The 21,940-nt window shown below is 39.7% G+C and carries 22 protein-coding genes; 12 read left to right on the top strand and 10 right to left on the bottom strand.

What is annotated here, in order from left to right; all coding sequences use genetic code 11:
• Positions 1-68: 68 nt before the first annotated feature.
• From AC27JR_RS01095 to AC27JR_RS01110, 4 genes are all read left to right on the top strand, one after another.
• Complete coding sequence (locus AC27JR_RS01095; RefSeq protein ID WP_487172488.1) at positions 69-782, top strand: type 1 glutamine amidotransferase; 714 nt, start codon at positions 69-71, stop codon at positions 780-782.
• A 90-nt stretch (positions 783-872) separates the two neighbouring features.
• The gene (locus tag AC27JR_RS01100; protein WP_487172489.1) at positions 873-1,349 is read left to right on the top strand and encodes a MarR family winged helix-turn-helix transcriptional regulator; all 477 of its coding nucleotides are present in this window, start codon (positions 873-875) and stop codon (positions 1,347-1,349) included.
• A 2-nt stretch (positions 1,350-1,351) separates the two neighbouring features.
• A complete protein-coding gene (locus AC27JR_RS01105; RefSeq protein ID WP_487172490.1) occupies positions 1,352-2,416 on the top strand; it encodes an HlyD family secretion protein in 1,065 nt (354 codons plus the stop codon).
• An 11-nt stretch (positions 2,417-2,427) separates the two neighbouring features.
• A complete protein-coding gene (locus AC27JR_RS01110; RefSeq protein WP_487172491.1) occupies positions 2,428-3,477 on the top strand; it encodes a DUF2955 domain-containing protein in 1,050 nt (349 codons plus the stop codon).
• A 58-nt stretch (positions 3,478-3,535) separates the two neighbouring features.
• Here the strand turns inward: AC27JR_RS01110 and arfB are convergent, their stop codons facing one another.
• The gene (gene arfB, locus AC27JR_RS01115) at positions 3,536-3,949 is read right to left on the bottom strand and encodes an alternative ribosome rescue aminoacyl-tRNA hydrolase ArfB (protein ID WP_487172492.1); all 414 of its coding nucleotides are present in this window, start codon (positions 3,947-3,949) and stop codon (positions 3,536-3,538) included.
• 211 nt (positions 3,950-4,160) lie between these two features.
• On the opposite strand from arfB, the gene AC27JR_RS01120 reads away from it, so the two are divergent.
• Entirely contained in the window at positions 4,161-4,454 is a 294-nt protein-coding gene (locus AC27JR_RS01120) for a hypothetical protein (protein ID WP_235420465.1), read from the top strand.
• Here the strand turns inward: AC27JR_RS01120 and AC27JR_RS01125 are convergent.
• The 3 genes from AC27JR_RS01125 to AC27JR_RS01135 all read right to left on the bottom strand — a co-directional run bounded on the left by AC27JR_RS01125 (position 4,441) and on the right by AC27JR_RS01135 (position 9,072).
• Entirely contained in the window at positions 4,441-7,659 is a 3,219-nt protein-coding gene (locus AC27JR_RS01125) for a hypothetical protein (protein ID WP_487172493.1), read from the bottom strand. The two genes, AC27JR_RS01120 and AC27JR_RS01125, sit on opposite strands and share 14 nt — an antisense overlap.
• Positions 7,660-7,662: 3 nt before the next feature.
• On the bottom strand, positions 7,663-8,430 hold the full coding sequence (locus AC27JR_RS01130) for a fimbrial biogenesis chaperone (protein WP_254844974.1): 768 nt from the start codon (positions 8,428-8,430) through the stop codon (positions 7,663-7,665).
• 132 nt (positions 8,431-8,562) lie between these two features.
• Complete coding sequence (locus tag AC27JR_RS01135; protein WP_076920036.1) at positions 8,563-9,072, bottom strand: hypothetical protein; 510 nt, start codon at positions 9,070-9,072, stop codon at positions 8,563-8,565.
• Between the two features lie 1,018 nt (positions 9,073-10,090).
• On the opposite strand from AC27JR_RS01135, the gene AC27JR_RS01140 reads away from it, so the two are divergent.
• From AC27JR_RS01140 to AC27JR_RS01150, 3 genes are read left to right on the top strand one after another with little or no spacing between them, the layout of a single operon-like run.
• Positions 10,091-10,435 (top strand): hypothetical protein, encoded by a 345-nt coding sequence (locus tag AC27JR_RS01140; RefSeq protein ID WP_008110784.1) that lies wholly within the window; start codon positions 10,091-10,093, stop codon positions 10,433-10,435.
• Positions 10,432-12,021 (top strand): PepSY-associated TM helix domain-containing protein, encoded by a 1,590-nt coding sequence (locus AC27JR_RS01145; RefSeq protein ID WP_487172495.1) that lies wholly within the window; start codon positions 10,432-10,434, stop codon positions 12,019-12,021. The genes AC27JR_RS01140 and AC27JR_RS01145 overlap by 4 nt, the downstream gene beginning before the upstream one ends.
• Positions 12,018-12,359 (top strand): DUF3325 family protein, encoded by a 342-nt coding sequence (locus AC27JR_RS01150; protein WP_076920033.1) that lies wholly within the window; start codon positions 12,018-12,020, stop codon positions 12,357-12,359. The genes AC27JR_RS01145 and AC27JR_RS01150 overlap by 4 nt, the downstream gene beginning before the upstream one ends.
• Positions 12,360-12,565: 206 nt before the next feature.
• Here the strand turns inward: AC27JR_RS01150 and AC27JR_RS01155 are convergent, their stop codons facing one another.
• Positions 12,566-13,099: a lipocalin family protein gene (locus AC27JR_RS01155; RefSeq protein ID WP_076920032.1), complete on the bottom strand. Its 534-nt coding sequence runs from the start codon at positions 13,097-13,099 to the stop codon at positions 12,566-12,568.
• A gap of 68 nt (positions 13,100-13,167) precedes the next feature.
• On the opposite strand from AC27JR_RS01155, the gene AC27JR_RS01160 reads away from it, so the two are divergent.
• Together AC27JR_RS01160 and AC27JR_RS01165 are read left to right on the top strand one after the other, a co-directional pair.
• Positions 13,168-13,623, top strand: coding sequence for a YaiI/YqxD family protein (locus AC27JR_RS01160; RefSeq protein WP_008110780.1), 456 nt, complete (start codon positions 13,168-13,170; stop codon positions 13,621-13,623).
• A 1-nt stretch (position 13,624) separates the two neighbouring features.
• Positions 13,625-14,155: a DUF6942 family protein gene (locus tag AC27JR_RS01165; protein WP_487172496.1), complete on the top strand. Its 531-nt coding sequence runs from the start codon at positions 13,625-13,627 to the stop codon at positions 14,153-14,155.
• Between the two features lie 18 nt (positions 14,156-14,173).
• Here the strand turns inward: AC27JR_RS01165 and AC27JR_RS01170 are convergent, their stop codons facing one another.
• Positions 14,174-14,815, bottom strand: coding sequence for a LysE family translocator (locus AC27JR_RS01170; RefSeq protein ID WP_076920030.1), 642 nt, complete (start codon positions 14,813-14,815; stop codon positions 14,174-14,176).
• A 113-nt stretch (positions 14,816-14,928) separates the two neighbouring features.
• On the opposite strand from AC27JR_RS01170, the gene AC27JR_RS01175 reads away from it, so the two are divergent.
• Positions 14,929-15,372: an Lrp/AsnC family transcriptional regulator gene (locus AC27JR_RS01175; RefSeq protein ID WP_487172497.1), complete on the top strand. Its 444-nt coding sequence runs from the start codon at positions 14,929-14,931 to the stop codon at positions 15,370-15,372.
• A gap of 278 nt (positions 15,373-15,650) precedes the next feature.
• Positions 15,651-15,860: a cold-shock protein gene (locus AC27JR_RS01180; protein WP_008110773.1), complete on the top strand. Its 210-nt coding sequence runs from the start codon at positions 15,651-15,653 to the stop codon at positions 15,858-15,860.
• Positions 15,861-15,960: 100 nt separating this feature from the next.
• Here AC27JR_RS01180 and AC27JR_RS01185 read toward each other — a convergent pair whose 3' ends face one another.
• The 4 genes from AC27JR_RS01185 to AC27JR_RS01200 form a co-directional block, all read right to left on the bottom strand.
• Positions 15,961-16,617, bottom strand: coding sequence for a class I SAM-dependent methyltransferase (locus AC27JR_RS01185; RefSeq protein WP_487172498.1), 657 nt, complete (start codon positions 16,615-16,617; stop codon positions 15,961-15,963).
• Positions 16,618-16,626: 9 nt separating this feature from the next.
• On the bottom strand, positions 16,627-20,277 hold the full coding sequence (locus AC27JR_RS01190; protein ID WP_487172499.1) for an AAA family ATPase: 3,651 nt from the start codon (positions 20,275-20,277) through the stop codon (positions 16,627-16,629).
• Complete coding sequence (locus AC27JR_RS01195) at positions 20,274-21,521, bottom strand: exonuclease SbcCD subunit D C-terminal domain-containing protein (RefSeq protein WP_131691966.1); 1,248 nt, start codon at positions 21,519-21,521, stop codon at positions 20,274-20,276. Before AC27JR_RS01195 ends, AC27JR_RS01190 begins: the two co-directional genes overlap by 4 nt.
• A 66-nt stretch (positions 21,522-21,587) precedes the next feature.
• On the bottom strand, positions 21,588-21,824 hold the full coding sequence (locus AC27JR_RS01200) for a hypothetical protein (RefSeq protein ID WP_076920026.1): 237 nt from the start codon (positions 21,822-21,824) through the stop codon (positions 21,588-21,590).
• Between the last annotated feature and the right edge of the window lie 116 nt (positions 21,825-21,940).

The following is a 21,940-nucleotide window of genomic DNA, read 5'->3' on the forward strand; positions in this document are numbered from 1 at the left end:
TCACATGGTCACTTATATCCGGTGACCCTAGGGTATTATTAAAAAGATAATATTTTAAGGAAACGGCAATGCACATTCACTTTATTATTCATGAACATTTTGAAGCACCAGGCGCTTATGAAGCTTGGGCTAAAATGAATGGCCACACGTTGTCTTATACCCGTATTTATTTAGCTGATCCCTTACCTCAGCACACCGATGATATCGATTTTTTAATCGTAATGGGTGGGCCACAATCCCCGGCTACATCGCTTGCAGAATGCCCTTATTTTGATAGTAAAAAAGAACAAGCCTTTATTGCCAGCGCGATCACTGCAAACAAAGTGGTATTGGGCGTTTGTTTGGGGTCACAATTAATTGGTGAAGCGTTAGGCGCGGCCTATCAACCCAGTCCAGAAAAAGAAATTGGTAAGTTTGCGATTACCCTCACCGATACAGGCTTGAATCATCCTTTATTTAGCCATTTTGGTAGTGAGCTTAATGTAGGGCATTGGCATAACGACATGCCAGGGCTAACTGCTACAGCCAGTATTATTGCCTATAGTGAAGGTTGTCCAAGGCAAATAGTCGCTTATAGCGATTTAGTATTTGGTTTTCAATGCCACATGGAATTGACTACCGAGGTGGTTACCCTCCTCATTGCCAACGATGATTTAACCAGTGCCCATAATTACCGCTTTGTTGAACAGCCCGAAAAGCTCTTAAGCCATGACTATAGTGAAATGAACGCTAAACTTTATACTTTTTTAGACAAGCTTGCTGCGCATTATTTGTCTAAATAAAACTTATTGACGTGAAGCTAAAATACCAATTATTTACTTAGCCTGCTAACTAATGCTAAAATTTGCTGATATTCACAAGTAAGAGTTCCTATGAGTAGCAATATTCCTTTTCATGAAACACTCGATTTAACTTTATGCGGCAATATGGGCCGAGTGCACCGCTTATGTCGAGAAGCGGTGACATTGGCGGTTGAGCCGCTAGGTTTAACTCAGTCGCGCTGGACGGCAATGATCCACTTACATCATTTACCTTTAGGGGCAACACAACAAGCATTGGCGACTAGCTTAGGTATTGAAATGCCCTCATTAACGCGCACCATTAAGCAATTAGAGCAGCAAAATCTGGTTATTCGACAAGTTGATGAGCACGATAAACGCAGTAAAAAATTGTACTTTACCGATGAGGGTATAAAGTTATTAGAACACTTAAAAGAACTAACAAGCGATATTAAACAGCGTTTATATGCAGGTTTAAGCACGGAGCAGCTTGACGGTATGGCGCATAGTTTAGTGCAAATGGAAGAAAACGCGCGGCGTTGTATTGCAAGCTTATCTGGAGATAAATAAGTATGACACCCGATCAAAAATTTGCCCGCTACGTTAAAGTATCGCTCGTTGGTTTTATTGTTGTATTTTTCTATTATATTGTTGCCGATGTATGGCTACCGGTTACGCCACAAGCACGGGTTTACCATCCGGTTGTGCAAATATCGCCGCAAATAAACGGCCGTGTTACCGATGTATTGGTTAGTAATAACCAAACGGTTAAAGCGGGCGATGTATTATTTGAAATAGACAAAAACACTTACCAACTGGCACTTGAGCAAGCACAGCTTGCCCTTGACGATGCCAAACTGCAAAATAAACGCCTTGATACCAATGTAAAAGCGCTGGAGGCACAAATAAGTGCAGCTAACGCAAAATTGCATGAGCAGCAGCTATTAAAAAAACGTGGCGAAACACTCTACAAACAAAACTCTATTTCGGAGCAAGAGCTTGAAAGCATTCGGGCTAATTTTGCAGCAAGCGAATCTACTTTAGCTGCCTTTGAAGCACAGTTGGCAGAAGCTGTTTTAGCGCGTGGCGATTCAGGACAAGATAACTTAGCACTGCGCCATGCGACTAATCAGTTAGCCCAAGCTGAACTTAATTTATCTTATACCCAAGTGCGCGCTTTAAGTGATGGCGTTGTGGCTAATTTACAGTTACTTGAAGGTTCCTATGCGGTTGCGGGTAAGCCATTACTCGCGATTGTGGCAAAGAAAGCGGATTTGGTGGCCGATTTTCGTGAAAAGTCACTATTAAATATGCAGCCAGGCAGTTTAGCAAAAGTGGTATTTGATAGCCGACCTGGTGAAGTATTCGACGCTAAAATTGAAACCTTCGAAGCAGGTGTTAGTGACGGGCAACTTAGTGCGAATGGATTACTTAGCACCACCGAAACCAGCAACCGCTGGGTTCGCGATGCCCAGCGTCAACGTATTCATTTAGTGCTGCCAAATAACACTCAGCTTATAAATAATATGCCCAGTGGTGCGCGTGCTACTGTGCAGTTACTTCCACAATCGGCTGTAGGTCAATGGTTGGGATCAGTACAGATCCGCTTTATTAGTTGGTTACATTACATTTATTAGTGGGGCGAGTAATGACACAACATGTTAGCCAAGCGCCACAACTCGATTCAAATGGCTTACGCCAAGCGCTTCGTATTGCTGGCGGCTGTACTATTGGTTTTACTTTGTGCAAGTTAATGAATTGGCCCAATGGAATATTTTTTACAGTTTACCCTATGTTATTACTCGGTTTAGTGCCAAGTATTAACAAAGATGTGATTCGCCAATTTGTTGCCAGTGCTGCCTACAGTGCGTTTATAGTACTTATTTTACAGGGCTTATTTTCACACTTGCCGGTGTTAATGACGCTCATTATTTTTGCTAGCTTTTGTATATTGTTTTACTTAATGAGTTCTGGTGGCGCGTTTTTATTTGGTGCTTTGGGGGCGGTAAGTTTATCGATTCAGTTACATTTTGCCAGCCATATTGATCAAGGTAGTAGCATTTACCCGCTTATTTTAAGTAATGGTGTGGCTATATTTATTACTATTATTATTGCGTTGTTGATGCATGGCTTGTTTCCTGATGTGACAGCGCGACCCATGCGTGCTGTGCCGCATAAGGATAAAGAAAGTATTCGTCACGAGGTGTTGTTATGTGCCACGGTTGCTACTTTGTCGTTTGTGGTTTTTCAGGTGCTTGATTTACAAGATTCAATTTCGGCGCAAGCGGCGTCTATTTTAATTTTATTTTCGTTGTGTTTTAAGGCTGCGGGCACCGCAAGTTGGCAACGTATTATTGGTACACTGATAGGCTGTAATGCTGCTTTAGTTGCGCAGTTGTTTTTGTATAACCATACTGACTTTTTGCTTTTTCCGGTGGCTATATTATGGATTTTATCTTTTATATTCAGCCGTTTTCATATTTTAGGCGGCGGTCCACCGGGAGTTGGATTTGGGGTATTAACCACCTTTGGGATTTTATTTGGTCAATCGTTAGGCCCAGGGCAAGATTTAGTATACAGCGCTTTATATCGGTTTAGCTCGGTGGCTGTCGCGGTAACGGTAAGTTTAAGCGCGGTATACGTAGTACACCGAATCCTTAACCGATTTAGTGTCACTCGCCATCATACCTATGACTAAATTAAAGGCTGCATTCGCAGCCTTTTTTATGTGCTTAACCAGAGTCAGGTTACTTAAGTTACAGCTTAATATTACCGCGGAGAGCTTTGGTTTGGCCGTGTTTGGTTTTCTTATCCATACGTTTACGCTGTGAGTTACGGCTAGGTTTGGTAGCACGGCGTGCCTTATTAATCTTTGTGGCGCTTAAAATTAGATCTTTTAGCCGTTTAAGCGCATCTTCCCTATTGAGCTCTTGAGTGCGATGGCTCTGGGCTTTAATGACCAGCACTCCTTCTTTAGTTATTCTTGAGTCGTTTAAAGCAAGCAGCCGCTCTTTATAAAACTCGGGCAATTTAGAGCGGTTAATATCAAAGCGTAAATGTATAGCACTGGCTACTTTATTGACATTTTGTCCGCCAGCGCCTTGCGAACGAATAGCGCTTAGCTCTACTTCCCATTCATCAATGGTTACTGTGTTCGAAATAGTTAACATAGTGCCCCGCTCTTTTTGCAAAAAATGTATTATAACATCAGTACATTGACTTGTGGTGATTCAACTAATTAGATAGGCGGCCATTGCTATTTTCAATCTAATAATTGCTAAATAAATACATAAAAATTAATTTACTCTACACTTACTATATTGTTTTTTAATTCGCTTTAATTATATGAAACAAATATCTATTTTAATGCTTTTGGTGTGTATGCTCGCTATTTCATATGCTGTTTATGCTAAATCATCACAAACATTTAGTGCTGGTGTAATTGCACAAGAACAAGTTTATCCAATCAAAGTGTTAGCTTTGGGTGATTTTCAGCGTTGCTTTGTTGTTGCAGCGCAAAAAGAAGATGCCCTGTATTCTGCGTGTTATATTAAAAAGAGCGCGCAATCGATTTGGGTTGCCGAATCCGCGGGAGCGCGTTGTGAAATAAAATGTGAGTCGCATTTAAACAGTGATGGCAAAACACAGGCGCAGTACTTTACTACTGATTTATAGTAAAAATGCTGTGCCAAGGTTTCTTTATCGCGGTGGTGAGCCCTTTTATTTGTTTAATCACTTGCGTATCACAGGCTGTTTGCTTTGCATTATGAGGTCCTGACAGCATCAAATAGTGGGCTTTACCTTTTATTGCTTGTTCTGCTATAAACAGTGATGGATTTTCTTTTAGCAGTTTTTTATTAACTGATTTTTTAGAGGTATATGCACCATACTGGCAAAAATAAGTCTCAGTATTTTTGGTTTCCACATTGCTCCAATCTCCTATTTTTCGCCACTGTGGTGAGGCATATCGCCTTGCATCAACCATAAAGCTGCCATGAAACGCTGGTATTGAATAAACATCATTAATGGTTTGTTGTGCTTTAGCTGCATTGTTATATGGGCCTGCAACGAGGTAATAGCTATCACGACTTTCATGCTTATATAACTGCAAAGCATAGGCTGCTTTATCAATTTTATTCGCAACAATAAGTGCCGATTGAAACTTTTTGAATACGCCTAATTGCACAAAATAAGGTGTTTGTTGGTTTGATTCAGCCGCTATTGTAGCTTGTTTAGTTAAGTTATCAGCGTTATTAGTGTATACAATAATATCTTGCAATATTATGGTATCGCCGCTTTTTTTAGTGATGACCTGCTCGGGAAGGTTTTTTATGGTTATGTTTTCTGGTAGCTGCTCATTTTTTTCTATTTCAAGTATATAATTTCCTTGAGAAACATTGGGGAAATAATAATAACCATCATATTCAGTGACCGTTGAATAATGCTTTTCGGCGTCTTTTTCTTTAAGTACAACCGTGAGTCCTGCGATAGGTTTACTCTTTTCATTGCTCGATAGATAAATAGTCCCCTCAACCTCGTTGTAGACCACTAAAGGAATATTTACTTTGGTTTGTCCGCCTCTATGAGCCAATGTTTTAATTTTCCCTAAAGAGGGCTGCAAGTAAGGATTAGACAACGATCGTAAATTAACATCTAAAACCTGGCCACCGTAACTGCTTGGTAGCAAGACCTTTCCGTCATTATTGGTGTATTTATTTCGCCATAGGTAGTTGCCAGTAAAATTAACGTCTTGAATTGGCTCATCGCCTTGATCAAAGATTTCATTTTCATTCCAATCTATGAACGAACTAACTTCTATTTGCCCGGAATTTAATGAGCGAGGAGTGTCAAAGTTAAAGTCTGCTTCTAAATGATCAAAACTAAATGTGCCATTTAAACCTAAAGATAAGCGCCAATCTCCTTGATTATCAACTTGCCCTGATACTTGAATATTAAATATCTCATGACGGTATGTGTACTGGTGACTTAAAAGCGTACTTGCCGCGGAGTTAGACTGATAAGTCAGCTGGGTTTGATTAAAGGTGCTTTGTGTTTGTGGCCAGCGTAAACTACTTCTCAAACGAGTGAGTTCTGCGCCATTATTAGCCTGCCAATCTAAGGTGTTGGTCCATTTCCAAGAGGCAATATCTATTGAAGAATAAAGCCGGTTTATTAGGTTATTTGTATCGTCATCATAAAATAGTTGGCTTGACCATGTTCCTCCGACATAACTTTTATTGATGCCTAATGAGAATCGATTTTTAGTGTTAGTATTTTTGCGTACTTCATTGTTCCACCTCATATTCCAGTTAAGGGAGTTAAAAAAGTCAGTGCGGCCATTGAGGCTCAGTGACAGCCTATTTTTGAGTGAGTTCTCTTGTGCTACAAATAAAGCGCTAGAAAAGTTATTAAGGGCACTGTATTCAACATTAACATTGATATCGTTATAAAGTTTATTAGAAAGTAGGCCTCTAAAACCGGCAAAATAAGCATAGCCAGCATCGAGTTGTTTTGTGGCTAAAAAACGGTAACTGCCGTGATCTGTAAGTGTGTTTAGCCCAGATGATAGGTAGCTGCTGTTATTCTGGTCAGTTTGCAAATGAGTAATTTGAGCGTCATATGTAATAAACTCACTAATGCCATAAGAGAGATTACTTTTAAAGGCATTACTCATCGCTGTTGAGGAGTTGCTTGATTGATTAAAAACGCTTTTATCTGTTTCTAAAAACTCCACCTGATAGCTTATTTTTCCGGGCGATAGTGCGTCTTGCCCTATTGTATATTTTTGAGTGCGTGTAACTTGCTCGCCCTGTGAGCCAAAAAGTTTAATTTCAAAGATATTGTTGCCATAAAAAGTTTCAACATCGGTAAATCGAACCAAATTTTCGTTGTTAGCTTGAGTCGTGGCAATAAATTGGCCATTTCGGTGCAGCTCTGCTTGCCAGCCCGGTAGTGCCGGTTCTTCAATGGTGATAGTTGAAAAATTTTGTGCCGAATGCGGGTTAGCATTTGAAATATAAAATCCCCGACCTTGATTTGAGCTAGTAATAAGCTGATCTGATTGAGATTGAATATCTCCCAATTGATAGTGAATGCGTGCCAGTGAGTGATCTTGTTCACTTAAATTAAAGTCTTTAGTTACTTTTAAAAAGGTATTAGCGGTGTTTTCGTTTTTGTTGAATCGTAGTTCAGCTCGATGATGAAATAAGTCAAAGTAGCTATTAAGTCTGAGCAGCCCCTTATAACGATTATTAGACGATTTATAGCTTGCTGATAACGAATATTCAGACACGGGGTAGGTTAGCGTTTGGTATTGGTCGTCTATAAAGTGGTCGTATTGCAGTGCTTTGGATTTAACTTGTTTTGTAATCTCGTTGATGACTTCGCTGTCATTATGAGTAAGCAAGCTACTCGAAAATGAAACCTGCATTAGCGAGTAATCAAAGCGCGAGTCGGTATTTAAAAGTGTATTTATAACAGATAAATCAACATAGTGGTCGTAGTCATCGACAGCCCACAATGAAACATTTTCTGAAGGGGCTAAAGCTGAGGAAAGCTCAGTATTAAGCACCAGCTCACTTGAATCAACTTTAGCAGCCAGTGTATTTTGTGACACATTTAAGCTAATTCCCATGGTTGATTTTAGGGCGCTTATGGGCAATAGCAACTTATTTGATTTTGAATAGTAAGCTTCTAAGTCGGAGACAACAGAACGGCCATTAACTCTTACATTTATAATCACAAAAGACTCCTCATCAATAGGCCATTGATAAAGAGTCGGTAACTGTTTTGCGAAGATTGCTTTGGGTGCAATTAACAGTAATGTACAAAGTAATAAGCGAGTCGCTATACCACAGCACAAGGCGTTTATGTTTAGCATTTGCTATTTGATATTAATGGGGATCGCTAACTCGATTTTACCGCCGTAGAGTTCGTTTTCTTTGTAATTGAGTGTCAAAGGCCCAGTTACTGGAGCTTGTAAAGTGATGTATACCTTGCGACGTGATAAAGGGGTATAAACGGCCACATTGGTTATTTCACCAACCATTAAATTATTTTCATCAACTAATTCAAAATTTCCATACACAGAGCGATTCCCTGTGAGTGTTTGCCAAAATGTCAAAGTTGGACGTCCATTTTGGGTAATTAATTGCGGGTTTATTAATTCTGAGTCAGCTTCTAATTGGCCATGACGAACAATAACAGGCACGCTGTAAGCAACCTTAGGTCTAATGCTTATTCCTTCAATGTCGGGGTCTTGTGACTCAGAGGCTATAATTTTAAGCACCGCTCTGTATTCGCCAACAGCAAGCTCGGCTTTTTTGCGAACGGTCATTCTGATAGCTTGCATCCCTTTGGGGGCAATAGTGCCGCGACGTGGTGAAAACCGTAGCATGTTTTTGGCAGAGCGCCCTTCAACTTGTTGTGGGGTAACATCTATAAGCGCCCCTTCTTCGGTCATATCTTTATGGGTAACAACAAGTTTAAAATCGAGGTTTTTATCAGAGGTATTGCGGATAAGTAGTGAATTATTTTTAGTACGTCCATCAAAGTATAAGCGGTATTCAGACAGCGCAAGGTTGGCATTACAAATTTCAGGTAGTAAAAGAGTTAGGCAAAGGGCAGCCCAACAAAAAAGTTTAAGCATCATGGGACAACTCAACAACATGATAATAAAAAGTGGAGCGCGATGCTCCACACATTTTATTTTTAATGCGCAATTGCGCAAAAAAATAAACTGAGGCTCACTTCATAAGTTATTATTGCCTCAGCTTTCATAGTCTTATTGGAAAGACACATCTACAGTGTAATCTACAGTGTAAGCAGCGCCCGCTGTTAGTGTAGAATCAACCGTCATATCACCATATACATTAACAGTAATATCTGTTGCACTTGCATCAGTAGTGAAAGCAGACGCAACATTGTCAGCAGTTGTTACACTGGTTGTTCCATCTGTAGCCGTTGTTACTGGAGCAAAAGTTAAGTTAGTGCCTGTGCTTCCAGATACAGTAATATTCATTGCTGAATTTGGTGCTAAACCAGATACCGTAATTCCACCTAATTGAATGTTTGCATCTGACGCATCACAGTCACCCGATACAACGCCTGCATTATCCATCGAACATGTTGAGCTGGTAGCTAGACGAATTTTACCAAAGTGGAGTGCGCTATCTTCTGCAAAAGTAGGCTCAGTCCAACCGTTTACACTTGCTTGAAATGTTTGATTAGATGCAAGTAAAGAAGTTGACGAGATTGCTAGTAAAGCGGAAGCAGCAAAGATTTTTTTATTCATAGTTTTTCCATTTTTAAAAATTATTATTTTTTTACTTCCGTGCAAGTTAGTTTAGAGAGTTATCTCAATCCATTGTTTCGGATTTAAACACAATTGTTATTAAAATGAAATGATTTGTTAACATGCTTGCTGTTTTTTAGGGGATAGGCAGTATAAAACTATTAATTTTGATCAGAAAATTGCAACAAGAAAAATAACACCAATGTTAGTTTTACTTTAGGCATATTTTAAGGCTTGGCTAGAGTGACTTAATTGATTTTGAGCCTATAATAATGTTTATTAGCTGTTTTTTATTTTTCAGAACCATTATTTAAGCCTTGTATGGCAGTGCTAAAGTTTTTTTGCTTTGAGTTCTATGCTTAAACGCTAAAATACACATCTGCAACATCTATGCGAAATGTTTATTTATTGAGCATAACTTCCTCATTTTATCTTTATTGTTATTTGCACAGTTAAAGTCAGTACTGATTAAACCACAGATATTAAAGATCAGATTTTTACTAACATAGCGGTAAAAAAGTATAAAATTTAATTTTTCCTGTCTGTTTTTTCAACGTTTTTGTACTTTGTTCGCTCTCTCAGGTAGTAAGTTAGTAAAAAGTCGGTTTATTTCAGCGGAGTTTTATGTTTTGTTAGTAAAATACTGATCCAGTGTTATTTGAGGGAAATTTAAAGCTTAAAGGTCTTTAATTATTAGCTGCTTGTATCAAACTTTCTTGTTAGGCCATGTAAAAACTGATTCATGAGAGTGCTTTAGCTAACTTTTAATTTCATACACTGACGTGTATTTACTGCGGCTTTATGTATTTAGTAGATAACAACAACGCATTCAGAACAAGCACTCACTTATACAGGTTATTTTATAGTTAATTTGTAATCTTATTGCAGATCAGTATTTAACTAACTAAATTAAATATCTATTTTACCCAAATACAAATAAGAATTACTATCTTTTGTATTTGTTGGCGATATAATACGGCCATCTTTTTTAGCTATGTTTAAAAGGAATTTGCAGTTTATGCAGGCCTACAACCGTCTTTTAGACTCTCCACCACCTGTTTTATCTAAGTTAAGCTTTTTTATACAGCGCTTTAACTATGAATTAGCGGTTTTATCGCGTTTTTTTATCGCCATTGTGGGCGGGTATTTTTTCACAGCCGTCAGTGTGTCGCTGTTAAGTGTTGTGGTGCCGGTCTCTAAAGTTGACGCGGTTCTTTTAAGTGTCTCTGCGAGTATTTTAATTTATGCACTGGTGTTTATTTATAGTTTTTATCTTCAGTCGTTAAAAACAGTTTGGATCAGTATTTTACTAAGTATTGCAGTGCAATTTTTTACATTGTCGTTAATGAAGGGATGGTTATGAAAGGGAGTTTTTTTCGCTCAATGACCTGGTTACATACATGGGTAGGTTTACTCGTGTGTTGGTTACTGTATTTAATATTTTTTGCAGGCACTATTAGCTTTTTTAGAGATGAAGTGAGCTTATGGAATCAGCCAAGTATTCATAATATTGAGCAGCAGACAGACCGTATTGGCGCGCAAAAGCAACAAATAATAACTGGCGTTGAGTATTTAAATGCTCAAGCCCCTAATGCGCCTAATTGGCGGATAACCCTTCCTGAAGAGCGTATACCTTATTTAACGTATGGTTTTGCAAAGCCAAAAGAGCCTGGGCAGCGCAGGGCATCGTTTAATAATAGTCGTTTAGACCCAAATACCATGCAACCTTTACCGCCTTTTGTAGATACTCGAGGGGGTAATTTCTTTTATCGTTTGCATTTTGACTTACATTATATTGATGTAAAAACAGCACGTTGGATAGTCTGTTTTGCTAGCTTGTTTATGCTTATTGCGCTGATATCAGGGATAGTGATTCACAAACGTATTTTTAAAGATATGTTTGTTTTTAGAGCTAATAAAGGCAGCCGTAGCTGGTTAGATGTGCATAATTTAAGTTCGGTATTTGCCTTACCGTTTCATTTAATGATTACCTACACCGGGATTATTACTCTGATATTTATGCTGTTTCCCCACCCTGTTAATACTGTTTATGAAGAAGGTATGACTGGCTTTTTTAAAGACTTTTCTCCTAGTAACCCCATTAATAATAAAGCAAAGGGCGAAGCTGAACTTGTGCCTGTGAAGACTATTTTGGATCAGGTTTATACTAAGTGGCCAAACGCCGATATAAACCGTGTAATGATCAGTAACCCTAACAAAGCGGTTGCCACGATTATGGTATTGGTAAGCCCTGGTAAGGCGCTGCGTGATCAAACTCCGCGCCTTATATTCAATGGCGTAACGGGTGAACTCATCGCACAAACTGATGATGAACTCACCGGCAGTAAAGCGCTGTATGAGTCACTAAATTCAATGCACACTGGGCGTTTAGCAGAGCCATTATTACGTGTTTTATACTTTTTAGGCGGCATTGCTGGCTGCATAATGATAGCCACGGGCTGTATTATGTGGGCGAAGCGTATTCGGGAGCGAATGAAAAAAAATGCCCAGCCATCATGGGGGCTAAAGCTCGTTGAAGGGCTAAACCTTGGTACGTTAATGGGGTTGCCTTTAGCCACGTCTGCGTTCTTTTTAGCAAACAGGCTGATCAGCACTCAAGCAATGGAGCGCGCTGATAAAGAAATACTCGCATTCTTTTTAACTTGGTTATTTGTATTCACCATTGCCTTTGTAAAGCGTGACAAGCTGCAATGGTGTGTTATGGCGGCTATAAACAGTATTGCCTGTTTTAGTGTGCCAGTGGTTAATGCGCTCACCACTGAAGGTAATATAATTCAGTATTTACGTAACGATCAGTGGGCTTTATTCATGTTTGATAGTTTGTTTTTACTGTTCGGTTTACTGTTTTTGTTACAAACCGAAAAATTACGTACTGGGCTGCAAACTAAAAAGCGTCTACATATAAGTACTCAGGAGCAAAAAATATGATTACCTTGCTGCCATTTAGTTTATGTTTAATTGCTTTTAACTGCTTTGCGCTAGCTAAATATAATCATTTTAAGGATGTTTTTAATAAGCGCCCTACTCAACAGCAGCGTTTGGTTTTATTGGGTGTTGCTTGGATCAGTATTTTACTAAGTTTGCTGTTATGTGTTAACGAATTACAAGGTTATGGTGGTTTGCAGTTTTGTGGCTATATGACGTTAAGTGCTTTAATTGTAATGACTTTTTATAGTTTTTTGGTGAGGTTAACTAAGCTTTTTAATTTACTCATATTAGTAATATTGGCCATGAGTACGTTATTTTTTGGTTTAAATGGGCTTTAGTTAGTAAAAACCTGATCTCAAACAATAGCTAAAATTGAGCTAAAAAAATGGCAAGCCATAAGGCTTGCCAATAATAAAGGGGGATTGTCATTATGTCTTCACCTGCCTGTCTCTTTGCAAGTGAGGCTAATATAGTCCTACTTTATTTAGTTTACCTTACAATAAGGTGAACGTTTTATTACAACCTAGGGGCGTGTAAACCCCCTTTACAGCGGTTTTTGATTTACCCAAATAATCTCATCAGTTGCAAAACCAAGCGCTTTTACTTGGCTTAAAAAGTGCTGCTTAAGCTCTTCACTTACTGTTGGGGTGCGCGATAAAAGCCATAAGTAATCTTTGCTATAACTGGTAATAAAGGCATATTGATAATCAGGTTGGTCGAGCTCAAAAATAATATAGGCACCATAAAACGGCCCAAAAAATGACACTTTAAAATGCCCTGTATCGGTGTTTTCTACAAATTTAGCTAAGCCTTCGGCTTCGTCCCACTGCTGATCTTTACTAATAAACCCTTTGTTTAATACCTTTACCGTTCCATCATCGTTAATTGAATAAGTGGCTGTTACTTGCTCCATTCCTTGTTCAAAAGAGTGGTCTAATCGTGCTATTTCATACCACTTGCCTTGATATTTTTCTAAATCAAAGTTTTTAACTGGGGTTATTCCTTCAGGGGCGCTGGTACAGGCACTGAGTAAAAACACGATGGTAATAAATAATGCAGCTTTAAAAGCGAGTTTCATGTTGTTTCCTTTTCTTTAGAAATTGCTATAGGATCGCTTTAATAGTAAAGCAATTTAAAGAACTTAGCATGAAAATTTGGGTTGATGCTGACGCTTGTCCGGTGGTAATAAAAGAAATTTTATTTAGAGCTGCAGAGCGTACGCAAACAGAAACAATACTGGTTGCAAATCACGCCATGCGCATTCCACCGTCAAAATTTATTAGTCGACTACAAGTGTCATCAGGGTTTGATGTTGCTGATGATGAAATAGTTAAACGAATTGAAAAGGGTGATTTAGTGATCACTGGAGATATCCCACTAGCTAGCGAAGTGATTGATAACGGCGGCCAAGCGCTTAATCCGCGAGGTGAGCTTTACACCACTGAAAACATTCGCTCCTTACTAAATGTACGCGACTTTATGGATACTATGCGCTCAAGCGGCGTAGAAATGAGTGGCGGGCCGCCTCCGTTAAGCCAAAGTGACAGACAAAACTTTGCTAATAATCTTGACCGTATTTTAGCGCAAAATAAGAGTAGTTAAGGTGAGCAGCCAGTTAATAGGGTTAGGTGATGATTCATTTAGAGTTGCTGTGTATATCGCAAAAGCGCCCCCTATGCCCTACTTTGAAATACTAGAGCAGTTAGAGCCTGTGGTTAGTGGGCAAATAAACAGTATAAATCAGCACTGTGGCAATGGCTGGCGAAAAGTCTTTAATGTGTACGCCAAAGTGTTATTTGCGCTGCCAAGCGAGTATTACTCATTTGCCAAACAAGCAGTGAGCTGGCAAGCATATCGAGATGAGCTGTTGTTACAACAGCATAGCGGGACTGCATTACTCTTTAGTGCGCCGGTGCTCACTGAGCATAAAAACCAGTTGCACATTATTGCGGGAAGAACTCACGCTAAAAACTTGATACAACAAGGTAAGTTAAACGCCCAACTTGATTGGCTTGATGATGAGTTTGCTATAGATAAAAGCCAGAATATTATTGTGTGCCCCTATTTTGATTACAGGCAGTTAAGTAATATTAAAATTGCCCGTTTGAGTGAGTTAGTGGCTCAGTTAAGATAAGCCACGCTCTCTTTTGCTTTACACAATGTGAGTTAGTTTTTGTGCGCTATCAACTAGCATTAGCGAGCCTAAAATAAACAGCACACATGCCGAGGCTCGTCCAAATTTGAGCGACAATGCGGGGTTGTTACTGAGGATTTTTTTGGCGCTTATTCCTATTAACCAATACACTAACGCACAGCCCACTAAATGAATTACACTCAGTACCAGCAATTGTTCAGTGATAGAAAACGATAAAGTTGGCAATACAAACTGCGGTAATAAGGCTAAAAATAACAGCATCACTTTAGGGTTTAAGCCACTAATAATAAAGCCCTTTCTCATCCACTTTAGATGCGTATCTGAGGTGTGTTGTTGGCCACTGACATAGGCTGCAGGCATTGGAGGAAATCGGTACAGTGATACGGCAATCCAAATTATGTACAAAGCACCAAACAAGGTTAACAGCTTTATAAAGATGGCATGCGACGCTAATAGCGCACCTAACCCTACCACCACTATTAAACTGGCCACTAAATGCCCAAGTATTAACCCCGATACTGCAGGAACAATTTTGTCGCCCGCTATTCCTGCGCTAATTGTATAAGCCCAATCAGCTCCAGGGGTGAGTACAAACAAAATTGACACCAGCCAAAAAGAAAAAATAATATTAATATCCATGCGCTATAACCCAAAATAAGTGAGTAGCTATTTTATTTCTTTCTGATGAGTAAAAGTTACTGTATTTTACCGATATAAGCATTCATTTTAGGAAATAATTAGCTATGGATACCATGGATAGGAAAATTCTTGCGCAGCTACAAGTTGATGGCAGGCTCACCCTCTCTGAATTGGCTGATCGTGTTGGGCTGAGTGTCTCGCCCTGTCATCGTCGTGTTAAAGAGCTTGAAAAAAGCAAAGCAATTGTCGGTTACCGCACCGAGATTTCACCGGAGAAAGTGGGTTTAAACTTTTCTGCACTCGTATTTATTACTATCAAAGAGGGTGATAAAGCGTCGTTAAGCAAATTAGAGCAAGCGGTGGATGCTATTCCTCAGATCACCAATGCGCAACGTTTATTTGGTACCCCAGATTACTTATTACACGTCGTTACTAAAGATTTAGCTGCGTTTCAGCAACTTTATGATGACAAGCTATCAGCCTTACCAGGTGTACAACGTTTAACCTCAACCATTGTGATGAAAGATATTGTAAGAGCGCGTAATTTGCATTTTTAAATGATTACCGAATTAAAAATCGCGACGATGACGCTGCAAAGCCTGTGGCGAGTGGCTTTGCAGTTATTTATAAAAATAAAGTGTAAATAAAGCTTGTTATAAAGTGTATTACTGTTATTCTGCTCGCCATCGGGTTGATAGAAAGCCCAGTTTATTTGTAAGTACCACGTTGTTATTAGTAATAATCCTTCGCGATATCCTCAAGTTAAATGTTTGTTTTCTTCCTGTTAAACGCCTATTTTAGGGCAATTTTTTATTTATTTTTTTAGGATATTATTATGTCTAATACAACTACTGGTACTGTAAAATTTTTCAACGAAGCTAAAGGTTTTGGTTTTATCGAGCAAGAGTCTGGCCCAGACGTTTTCGCACATTTCAGCGCAATCTCAGGCGACGGTTTCAAAACTTTAGCTGAAGGCCAAAAAGTACAGTTCAGCGTAACTCAAGGTCAAAAAGGCCCGCAAGCTGAAAACATCGTTTGCATCTAATTTAAAGGGAGTGGGCTTTAAAGCGCACTCACCACGCTAAACTAACGTTAAGCGATGAAGCTAATATCAATGCGATATTAGCTTTTTTTTTGCAAAAAATTTATACCACGTACCCACTAAACCCAAGTGCTTTAAAGTATAGTTTTGGAATGCCAAAGCCACACTCGTTGAGTAACTCACTAAAGCGCATGCGATCAAGCGGGTAAAACTCACGCTCTAAGTTATGTGCCATTTGCGTTTTGCCTGCATCGCTAAGGCCAAGCTCTTGGCACGTATTAAGTTGCGCTTCTCTTTCAAATGGGGTTTCTGGGCGCATTAAGTCAGCAATAAATACCGGTGCGGATTTTTTAAGATTGTTTTTAATCCCCTTTAATAACTGCTTTTTATCGCCGTTATCTTCAACAAAATGCATCACCAATAAACATAATACCGCGTCGGCTTTAACTTTTAATTTATCTACTGGTTGGCACTCAATGCTGACTCGTGAGTCAATACCTTGATCTACAAAGCGTTGCTTAGCAATGGCTAACATGTCGTCCGAGGTATCTTGAGCGGTAAACTGCCATGTAGAATTAATATTCGCCAGCGCTGCGATTTCTTTACCTGTGCCTGCGCCTACCACTAAAATATGGGCGTTATCAGTTAACGTTGCGCTTAGCTGTGCGTTGGTTAGTTGATGTAATAGCTCGTAACCTGGGACTAAACGGGTAATACGGTTATCATACTCGTGTGCTTCTTCGCCTGTAAAAGTGGGCATACTATTTCCTTAAATTACGTTTATGGTGGAGTATCCACCCGGTTTTTTAGCGACATGAATTTGCGTTGCAACGCGTTCGCTCATTTCACTTACATGTGAAATCACACCGACCTTTCTACCTTGCGCTTGCAGTGAATCTAGCGCGTCCATTGCAATACTAAGTGTTTCACTATCTAGTGTACCAAAGCCTTCGTCAACAAATAACGAGTTAATTTGCACTTTGTTTGAAGATAAAGAGGCCAGCCCTAATGCAAGTGCCAACGATACTAAAAACGATTCTCCCCCAGAGAGTGTGTTTACAGAACGTTGTTCATCGGCCATATCGCGGTCAATAATCGCTATATCAAGTGAATCAGCTATTGCTGTAAGTTCGTAACGCTTATTCAGCGTTTTTAAATGGCTATTAGCATAATGTAGCAATATTTTTAGTGTTTGTGTTTGCGCTAAATTACGCATTGTTTTGCCGGTTGCATCACCGAGCACTTTATTAAGTAAATGCCATTGTTCTACTTGTTGTTTAAGCTTGCTTAGCTCAGCCTGCTTGCCCTCGAGGGCTTTTGCATTTTGGTTGTGCTGCTCGATGGCAGTATTAATCGTAAGTAAGTTATTGTGTAATTGTGTTTGCTGCACAGTTAATTGAGTTTGTTGCTCAATTAACTGTGCTTCGCTGTTTGCTGGCTTATTATTTTGCTGATGCTGCTCATTGGCAATTTGCTGTTGTTTTAGCGCGGCACGAGCATCAACTAATGCTTGAGATAACTGCTCGCTATGCTTTAGCTGCTCTTTAATATCGTCATTACTTATAGTCAGTAGCACCTCGATTTGCTGATGGCTAATATCAGCATAAAGCGCGCTAAATTCTTCAAACCAAGCACCATAGCGTGTTTCAAGTGTGGTTAGCTCTTGGCTGTTATCGGCGAAGCGCTGCTCAAGGTTTTTAAGCGTAATAGCGTGCTCATCGCGCTGTTTTACGGCGCTATCGTGTGCCTGTTGACTCTGATTTAATTCACTCTGGCACTGCTCTACTTGTCTATTCAGCTGAGCCTGGTAGTCATCAGCGCTAATCGTTTGGTTATCGAATAACGCTAAGCGCTGTTGCTGGGTATTGTTGTGTTGTTGCTGTACCTGGGTTAAATCGTCGTTGAGCTTGCTAATTTGCTGCTCAGCTTTAGTAATAAGGGGAGTTAGTTGCTGCAGCTGTAAATTAGCGCTGTCTAATTGCTTTTGAGTTTGCTCAAGTTGTAGTTGCTGATGTTGATACTGCTCTACTTGCTCACCTAGCTCGCTTAGCGTTAACGCGCCGGTTTGCAATGTTTGCCAAAATTGACTGTTTTCAAAATGAGAATTCAGCTCACTTATAAGTGCTTCGCGTTGGCTGTGCAATTCCTGGTGCTTATTATTAAGCATGGTGAGCTGATTATTCAGTTCAACATGCTGGGTATTTAATTGTTGCTGCGCAGTCTGTTCTTTTTTAACCGTGTTTTGCAGTTGGTTAACCGCTTCTTGTAACTGATCTTTTTGTTTTTGCGCAGCAAAGTACTGCGTTTTTTGCACGCTTAATTGTTTATGGGTGTCATCAAGTTGCTCAACGCTCAAGTCATTAAGATCTGTTTTAGCCGCTTGCATGGTATTTTTAATGTCTAACATTTTGGCTTGGGCATCAGCAATCGCTTGGCTATGCTGCTTATGCTCTGCGACTAAAACCGCATGCTGTGTTTGATGTTGATGTAGCTGGGTTTGTGCATCTAAGTGCTGTTGTTTAGCGCCAGTATAAGTATTTTCAAAGTCGGTTATTAAGTTATTAAAAGGTTGGCTTTGATTGTTTGCAAAAGGATGCTCAGTGGCTCCACAAACCGCACATGCCTCATTAGGCAAGAGTTGTGCGCGTAAGTGTTCAACATGTTCACTCGCGCGCAAGCGTGCTTGATTAAGCGATTGTTCGGCGTGTTTCAGCGCTTGCTCTTTACTGCTTAATTGCGCGAGCAATGTAGTGTTAGTTTGCTCACTCTGAGTTAGCTTTTCTGCCACATTGCTTTGTTGCTGTGCAGTGTGCTTTAGCTCTTGATTAAATTGCTTATAACGCGCTCGCTGCTCTTTTAAATAATCGATGTTTTTAAGCTGATTATCGCACTGCTCAATACTAAATTGCTCTTGCTGTTGGGTGAGTTTATTTAGGTTTTGTTTTTCAGTGCTTAGCACTTGCTCTGCATGTTCAAGCTGTTTATTTTGCTCATTAAGCTTGGTAGCGAGTGTGCTTAGCTGCAAAGTAGTTGCTTGCTTTTGTTGCTCGAGTGTTTTTAATTGCGTTGTAGTATTAAAAAACTGCTTAAAGCTGTGATTAAAATAGTTCCAATCAGTGGCCAATGGCTTAAGTTGATTGTTCTCTTGTAACCATTTCTTATGGTGGGCGCTTTGTGTTGTTGCCTGCTCCACACTGAGATTATTTTGGTGTAGCTGCTGTTGTAACTCGTTTAATTGCTGCTGCTCTTTAGTTTTTTGTTGTGTCAGGCTTGTAATGCTTTGCGTAAAAATAGCTAATTGACTGTCGAGTTCACGTGCCTTTGTAATCAGTGGCTCAGCCGTTTGTTGTTGTTGTTTTGCTGTTGCTAATTCGCTTTGTTGTTTTTTAATCTTACTTGTTTGCTCGTTAATAAGCGCGGCATGATCTAGCGCGTTTAATTCTTTAATTTGTGAATTTAACTGACTGTTTTGCACCGTTAAGCTTTTAAAACGCTGGCGATTATCTTTAATTTCAAGCGCACTTTGTGCTTGTTTGGCTTGCTCAGTTTGCACTTTAACCGCATCAAGTGCATCACTTGCTTGTTGCTCGTTTTGTTGGGCCGCTGTTAATGCTTGCTCTAAACTGTGTGCTTGCTTGTACCAGTTAACACCTTGCTCTGTGTTGGCCAACGTTATTTTTGTGTGTTCAGTTTGTTTTTTAAGTTCATCAAGAGTGTGTTTTTTCTCACTGAGTTCTTCATCAGACAATAACGTGTAACTGGCTAAGCTGGCTGTTAGTAATTCAAATTTATCTTTTACTGTTTTATTACGCTCAAATATACGCTGGCCTATTCGACTAAATTTATCGGTGCCGGTAAGGCACTCTAAAAGTTGTGCGCGTTCATCGCCAGTGGCTTTTAAAAATGCGGCAAACTCGTGTTGTGCTAGTAGCACTGCACGGGAGAACTGCTCAAAAGTGAGGCCTATTTTATTTTCAATGGCTTTTATGGTGGTGCTTTTGTCGGCGATTAAGGTTTCATCAGGTAAGCTATGCAAAGTATGCTCGGCTACTTTTAGTTTGCCGGTTACTTTTTTATGCGTTCGTTGAATGCTGTAGCGTGCTCTATAAAGTTGTTGATCTTGGCCGCTAAAATCTACTTCAGCATAGCCTTCCCATTTTCCACGGCGCAATAAATTACGGGCATCGTTAAGCTTTATGTTATCGCCGTTAAAATCAATTAGGTTGCCTTTATCGCCTTTTAAACGGGCAGTTTTCGTATAAAGCGCTAAACAAATGGCATCAAGTACGGTGCTTTTTCCTGCGCCAGTGTCACCTGTAATAGCAAATAAACCTGCGTCTTTGAGTGGTGATGCTAAAAAGTCGATTTCGGCATCAGCAATGGAGGCTAAGTTATGAATACGTACGGCGGTTATTTTCATAGTAGCTGCTCCTGTTCAAGTTCATCAATAACGTCGGTTAATAGCGCTTTTAATTCACTGGGTACGGTTTCTCCGGCCATATCTTTGTCGTTATTAAAGGCTTGTTCTAGCAAATTAATTGGGTTGAGCATTTCTACAAAGCTTAAATCCTCAAATACCGTTTCTGAGGAATTATTCACTTGCTGATCGCGTACTCGCTCTATACCACAAAAGTTAACCTGCTTGTCTTTTAGTGCTTGTTCAATTTGTTCACGAAAAGTGGTATCGATATCACTGGATTTTAGCTTTACTCGTAAGTATGGCGCTATTTCGTATTGTTGTGTATCGAGTGCTTTTATTTGCTCACATAGCTTGGCTAAAGGGACGCACTCCCCCTCGGGTAATACAATTACTTCAGCGAGCCTAGGAATGTAAAGGGGGTTTACAGTGGTACTTAGCGGTTGGTCTTTTTGTACGTTAAACTCAACCACATTGACTTGATGGGTATATTTCCTTTCTGAAAACGACATTGGAATAGGTGTACCGCTGTAGCGAATGTGCTCATTTTTAGCCACTAACTGCGCTTTGTGTAAATGCCCTAGCGCTACGTAATTGGCATGCTTACCAAATACTGACGCTGAAATGGCTTCTTCACCGCCAATAACTAAGTTACGCTCAGAGTCACCAGAAATATTTCCACCCTTGGCATGCAAGTGACCCATAACAATTAAAGGCGTATTTTCAGCGTTAAGCGTTAACGCATGTTCAAGTGCCAGTTGATAAGCTTTAGCAACGCCTTGTGGGTAACTAGGGCCCTCTTCACTCTGGCTTAGTGCACTTACGTCGCTGGTGCGTAAAAACGGCATAGCGAGTACCACAGCGTGTTTGTCGTTGTTATTAATTGTTATTACCACGTCATTGGGGTTGGCGGGATCAAAGCGGCCTACAACATGGGTATCAAACTGAGCTAATAAGGGCTGTGCGGCCAAAATACGATTAGCGGAGTCATGATTGCCGGCAATTATGACCACGTGTAATTGTGGGCACTGTGCTTTGGCATTCTTTATAAATTGATAGAGTTGGTTTTCTGCACTAGCGCTGGGGGTGGCAGTGTGATAAATATCGCCAGCGACCAGTAATAAGTCGATTTGTTGGCTAACGAGGGTGGTTAATAACCAAGAGAAAAAAGCATGGTGTTCATGACGGCGATCATGTTCATAAAATTGCTGACCTAAGTGCCAGTCTGAAGTGTGAAGAACTTTCATTTTGCGCTCTTAAAAAACCATAAGAGCGCCAATATACCCAAGGCAATTAAAGATGCAAGTATCGCTTTAGCTTAAAATATACCAAGCAATAAAAATAACGGGTAAAGCAGCAAGGGCGATTGTTAAAGGCCACTTTAATGCTTTCGCTTTTTTAGCATGTAATACTTCCAGTGCATTAGTTTCATTACAAGCAGCCACTTTATCAATATACAGGTAGCCTGAGTTAATATACTGCTTACAATTTTGCACGTCTGCTGGTATTGCAATTAGTTTTTGCTGCTTTTTTAGGACATAAAAATCCATAAACTCACCACACTTAATACGACTAGTTAGAACAAAAAATATTTGAGAGAAACACTAAAAAAGTACCCTCAAATTAAAAAAGTGGGCGATTCTAATTACAAACCATAGTAAAGATC

This window comes from Pseudoalteromonas sp. NH0006-26 (assembly GCF_057552415.1).

What these genes read in the sequence shown, in the direction of transcription:
- AC27JR_RS01110 (WP_487172491.1), top strand. Translation starts at nt 2,428, where the DNA reads ATGACACAACATGTTAGCCAAGCGCCACAACTCGATTCAAATGGCTTA.
- AC27JR_RS01190 (WP_487172499.1), bottom strand. Translation starts at nt 20,277, where the DNA reads ATGAAAATAACCGCCGTACGTATTCATAACTTAGCCTCCATTGCTGAT.
- AC27JR_RS01150 (WP_076920033.1), top strand. Translation starts at nt 12,018, where the DNA reads ATGATTACCTTGCTGCCATTTAGTTTATGTTTAATTGCTTTTAACTGC.
- AC27JR_RS01160 (WP_008110780.1), top strand. Translation starts at nt 13,168, where the DNA reads ATGAAAATTTGGGTTGATGCTGACGCTTGTCCGGTGGTAATAAAAGAA.
- AC27JR_RS01095 (WP_487172488.1), top strand. Translation starts at nt 69, where the DNA reads ATGCACATTCACTTTATTATTCATGAACATTTTGAAGCACCAGGCGCT.
- AC27JR_RS01105 (WP_487172490.1), top strand. Translation starts at nt 1,352, where the DNA reads ATGACACCCGATCAAAAATTTGCCCGCTACGTTAAAGTATCGCTCGTT.
- AC27JR_RS01120 (WP_235420465.1), top strand. Translation starts at nt 4,161, where the DNA reads ATGCTCGCTATTTCATATGCTGTTTATGCTAAATCATCACAAACATTT.
- AC27JR_RS01200 (WP_076920026.1), bottom strand. Translation starts at nt 21,824, where the DNA reads ATGGATTTTTATGTCCTAAAAAAGCAGCAAAAACTAATTGCAATACCA.
- arfB (WP_487172492.1), bottom strand. Translation starts at nt 3,949, where the DNA reads ATGTTAACTATTTCGAACACAGTAACCATTGATGAATGGGAAGTAGAG.
- AC27JR_RS01135 (WP_076920036.1), bottom strand. Translation starts at nt 9,072, where the DNA reads ATGAATAAAAAAATCTTTGCTGCTTCCGCTTTACTAGCAATCTCGTCA.
- AC27JR_RS01100 (WP_487172489.1), top strand. Translation starts at nt 873, where the DNA reads ATGAGTAGCAATATTCCTTTTCATGAAACACTCGATTTAACTTTATGC.
- AC27JR_RS01140 (WP_008110784.1), top strand. Translation starts at nt 10,091, where the DNA reads ATGCAGGCCTACAACCGTCTTTTAGACTCTCCACCACCTGTTTTATCT.
- AC27JR_RS01195 (WP_131691966.1), bottom strand. Translation starts at nt 21,521, where the DNA reads ATGAAAGTTCTTCACACTTCAGACTGGCACTTAGGTCAGCAATTTTAT.
- AC27JR_RS01175 (WP_487172497.1), top strand. Translation starts at nt 14,929, where the DNA reads ATGGATAGGAAAATTCTTGCGCAGCTACAAGTTGATGGCAGGCTCACC.
- AC27JR_RS01170 (WP_076920030.1), bottom strand. Translation starts at nt 14,815, where the DNA reads ATGGATATTAATATTATTTTTTCTTTTTGGCTGGTGTCAATTTTGTTT.
- AC27JR_RS01155 (WP_076920032.1), bottom strand. Translation starts at nt 13,099, where the DNA reads ATGAAACTCGCTTTTAAAGCTGCATTATTTATTACCATCGTGTTTTTA.
- AC27JR_RS01125 (WP_487172493.1), bottom strand. Translation starts at nt 7,659, where the DNA reads ATGCTAAACATAAACGCCTTGTGCTGTGGTATAGCGACTCGCTTATTA.
- AC27JR_RS01130 (WP_254844974.1), bottom strand. Translation starts at nt 8,430, where the DNA reads ATGATGCTTAAACTTTTTTGTTGGGCTGCCCTTTGCCTAACTCTTTTA.
- AC27JR_RS01185 (WP_487172498.1), bottom strand. Translation starts at nt 16,617, where the DNA reads ATGCCCACTTTTACAGGCGAAGAAGCACACGAGTATGATAACCGTATT.
- AC27JR_RS01145 (WP_487172495.1), top strand. Translation starts at nt 10,432, where the DNA reads ATGAAAGGGAGTTTTTTTCGCTCAATGACCTGGTTACATACATGGGTA.
- AC27JR_RS01180 (WP_008110773.1), top strand. Translation starts at nt 15,651, where the DNA reads ATGTCTAATACAACTACTGGTACTGTAAAATTTTTCAACGAAGCTAAA.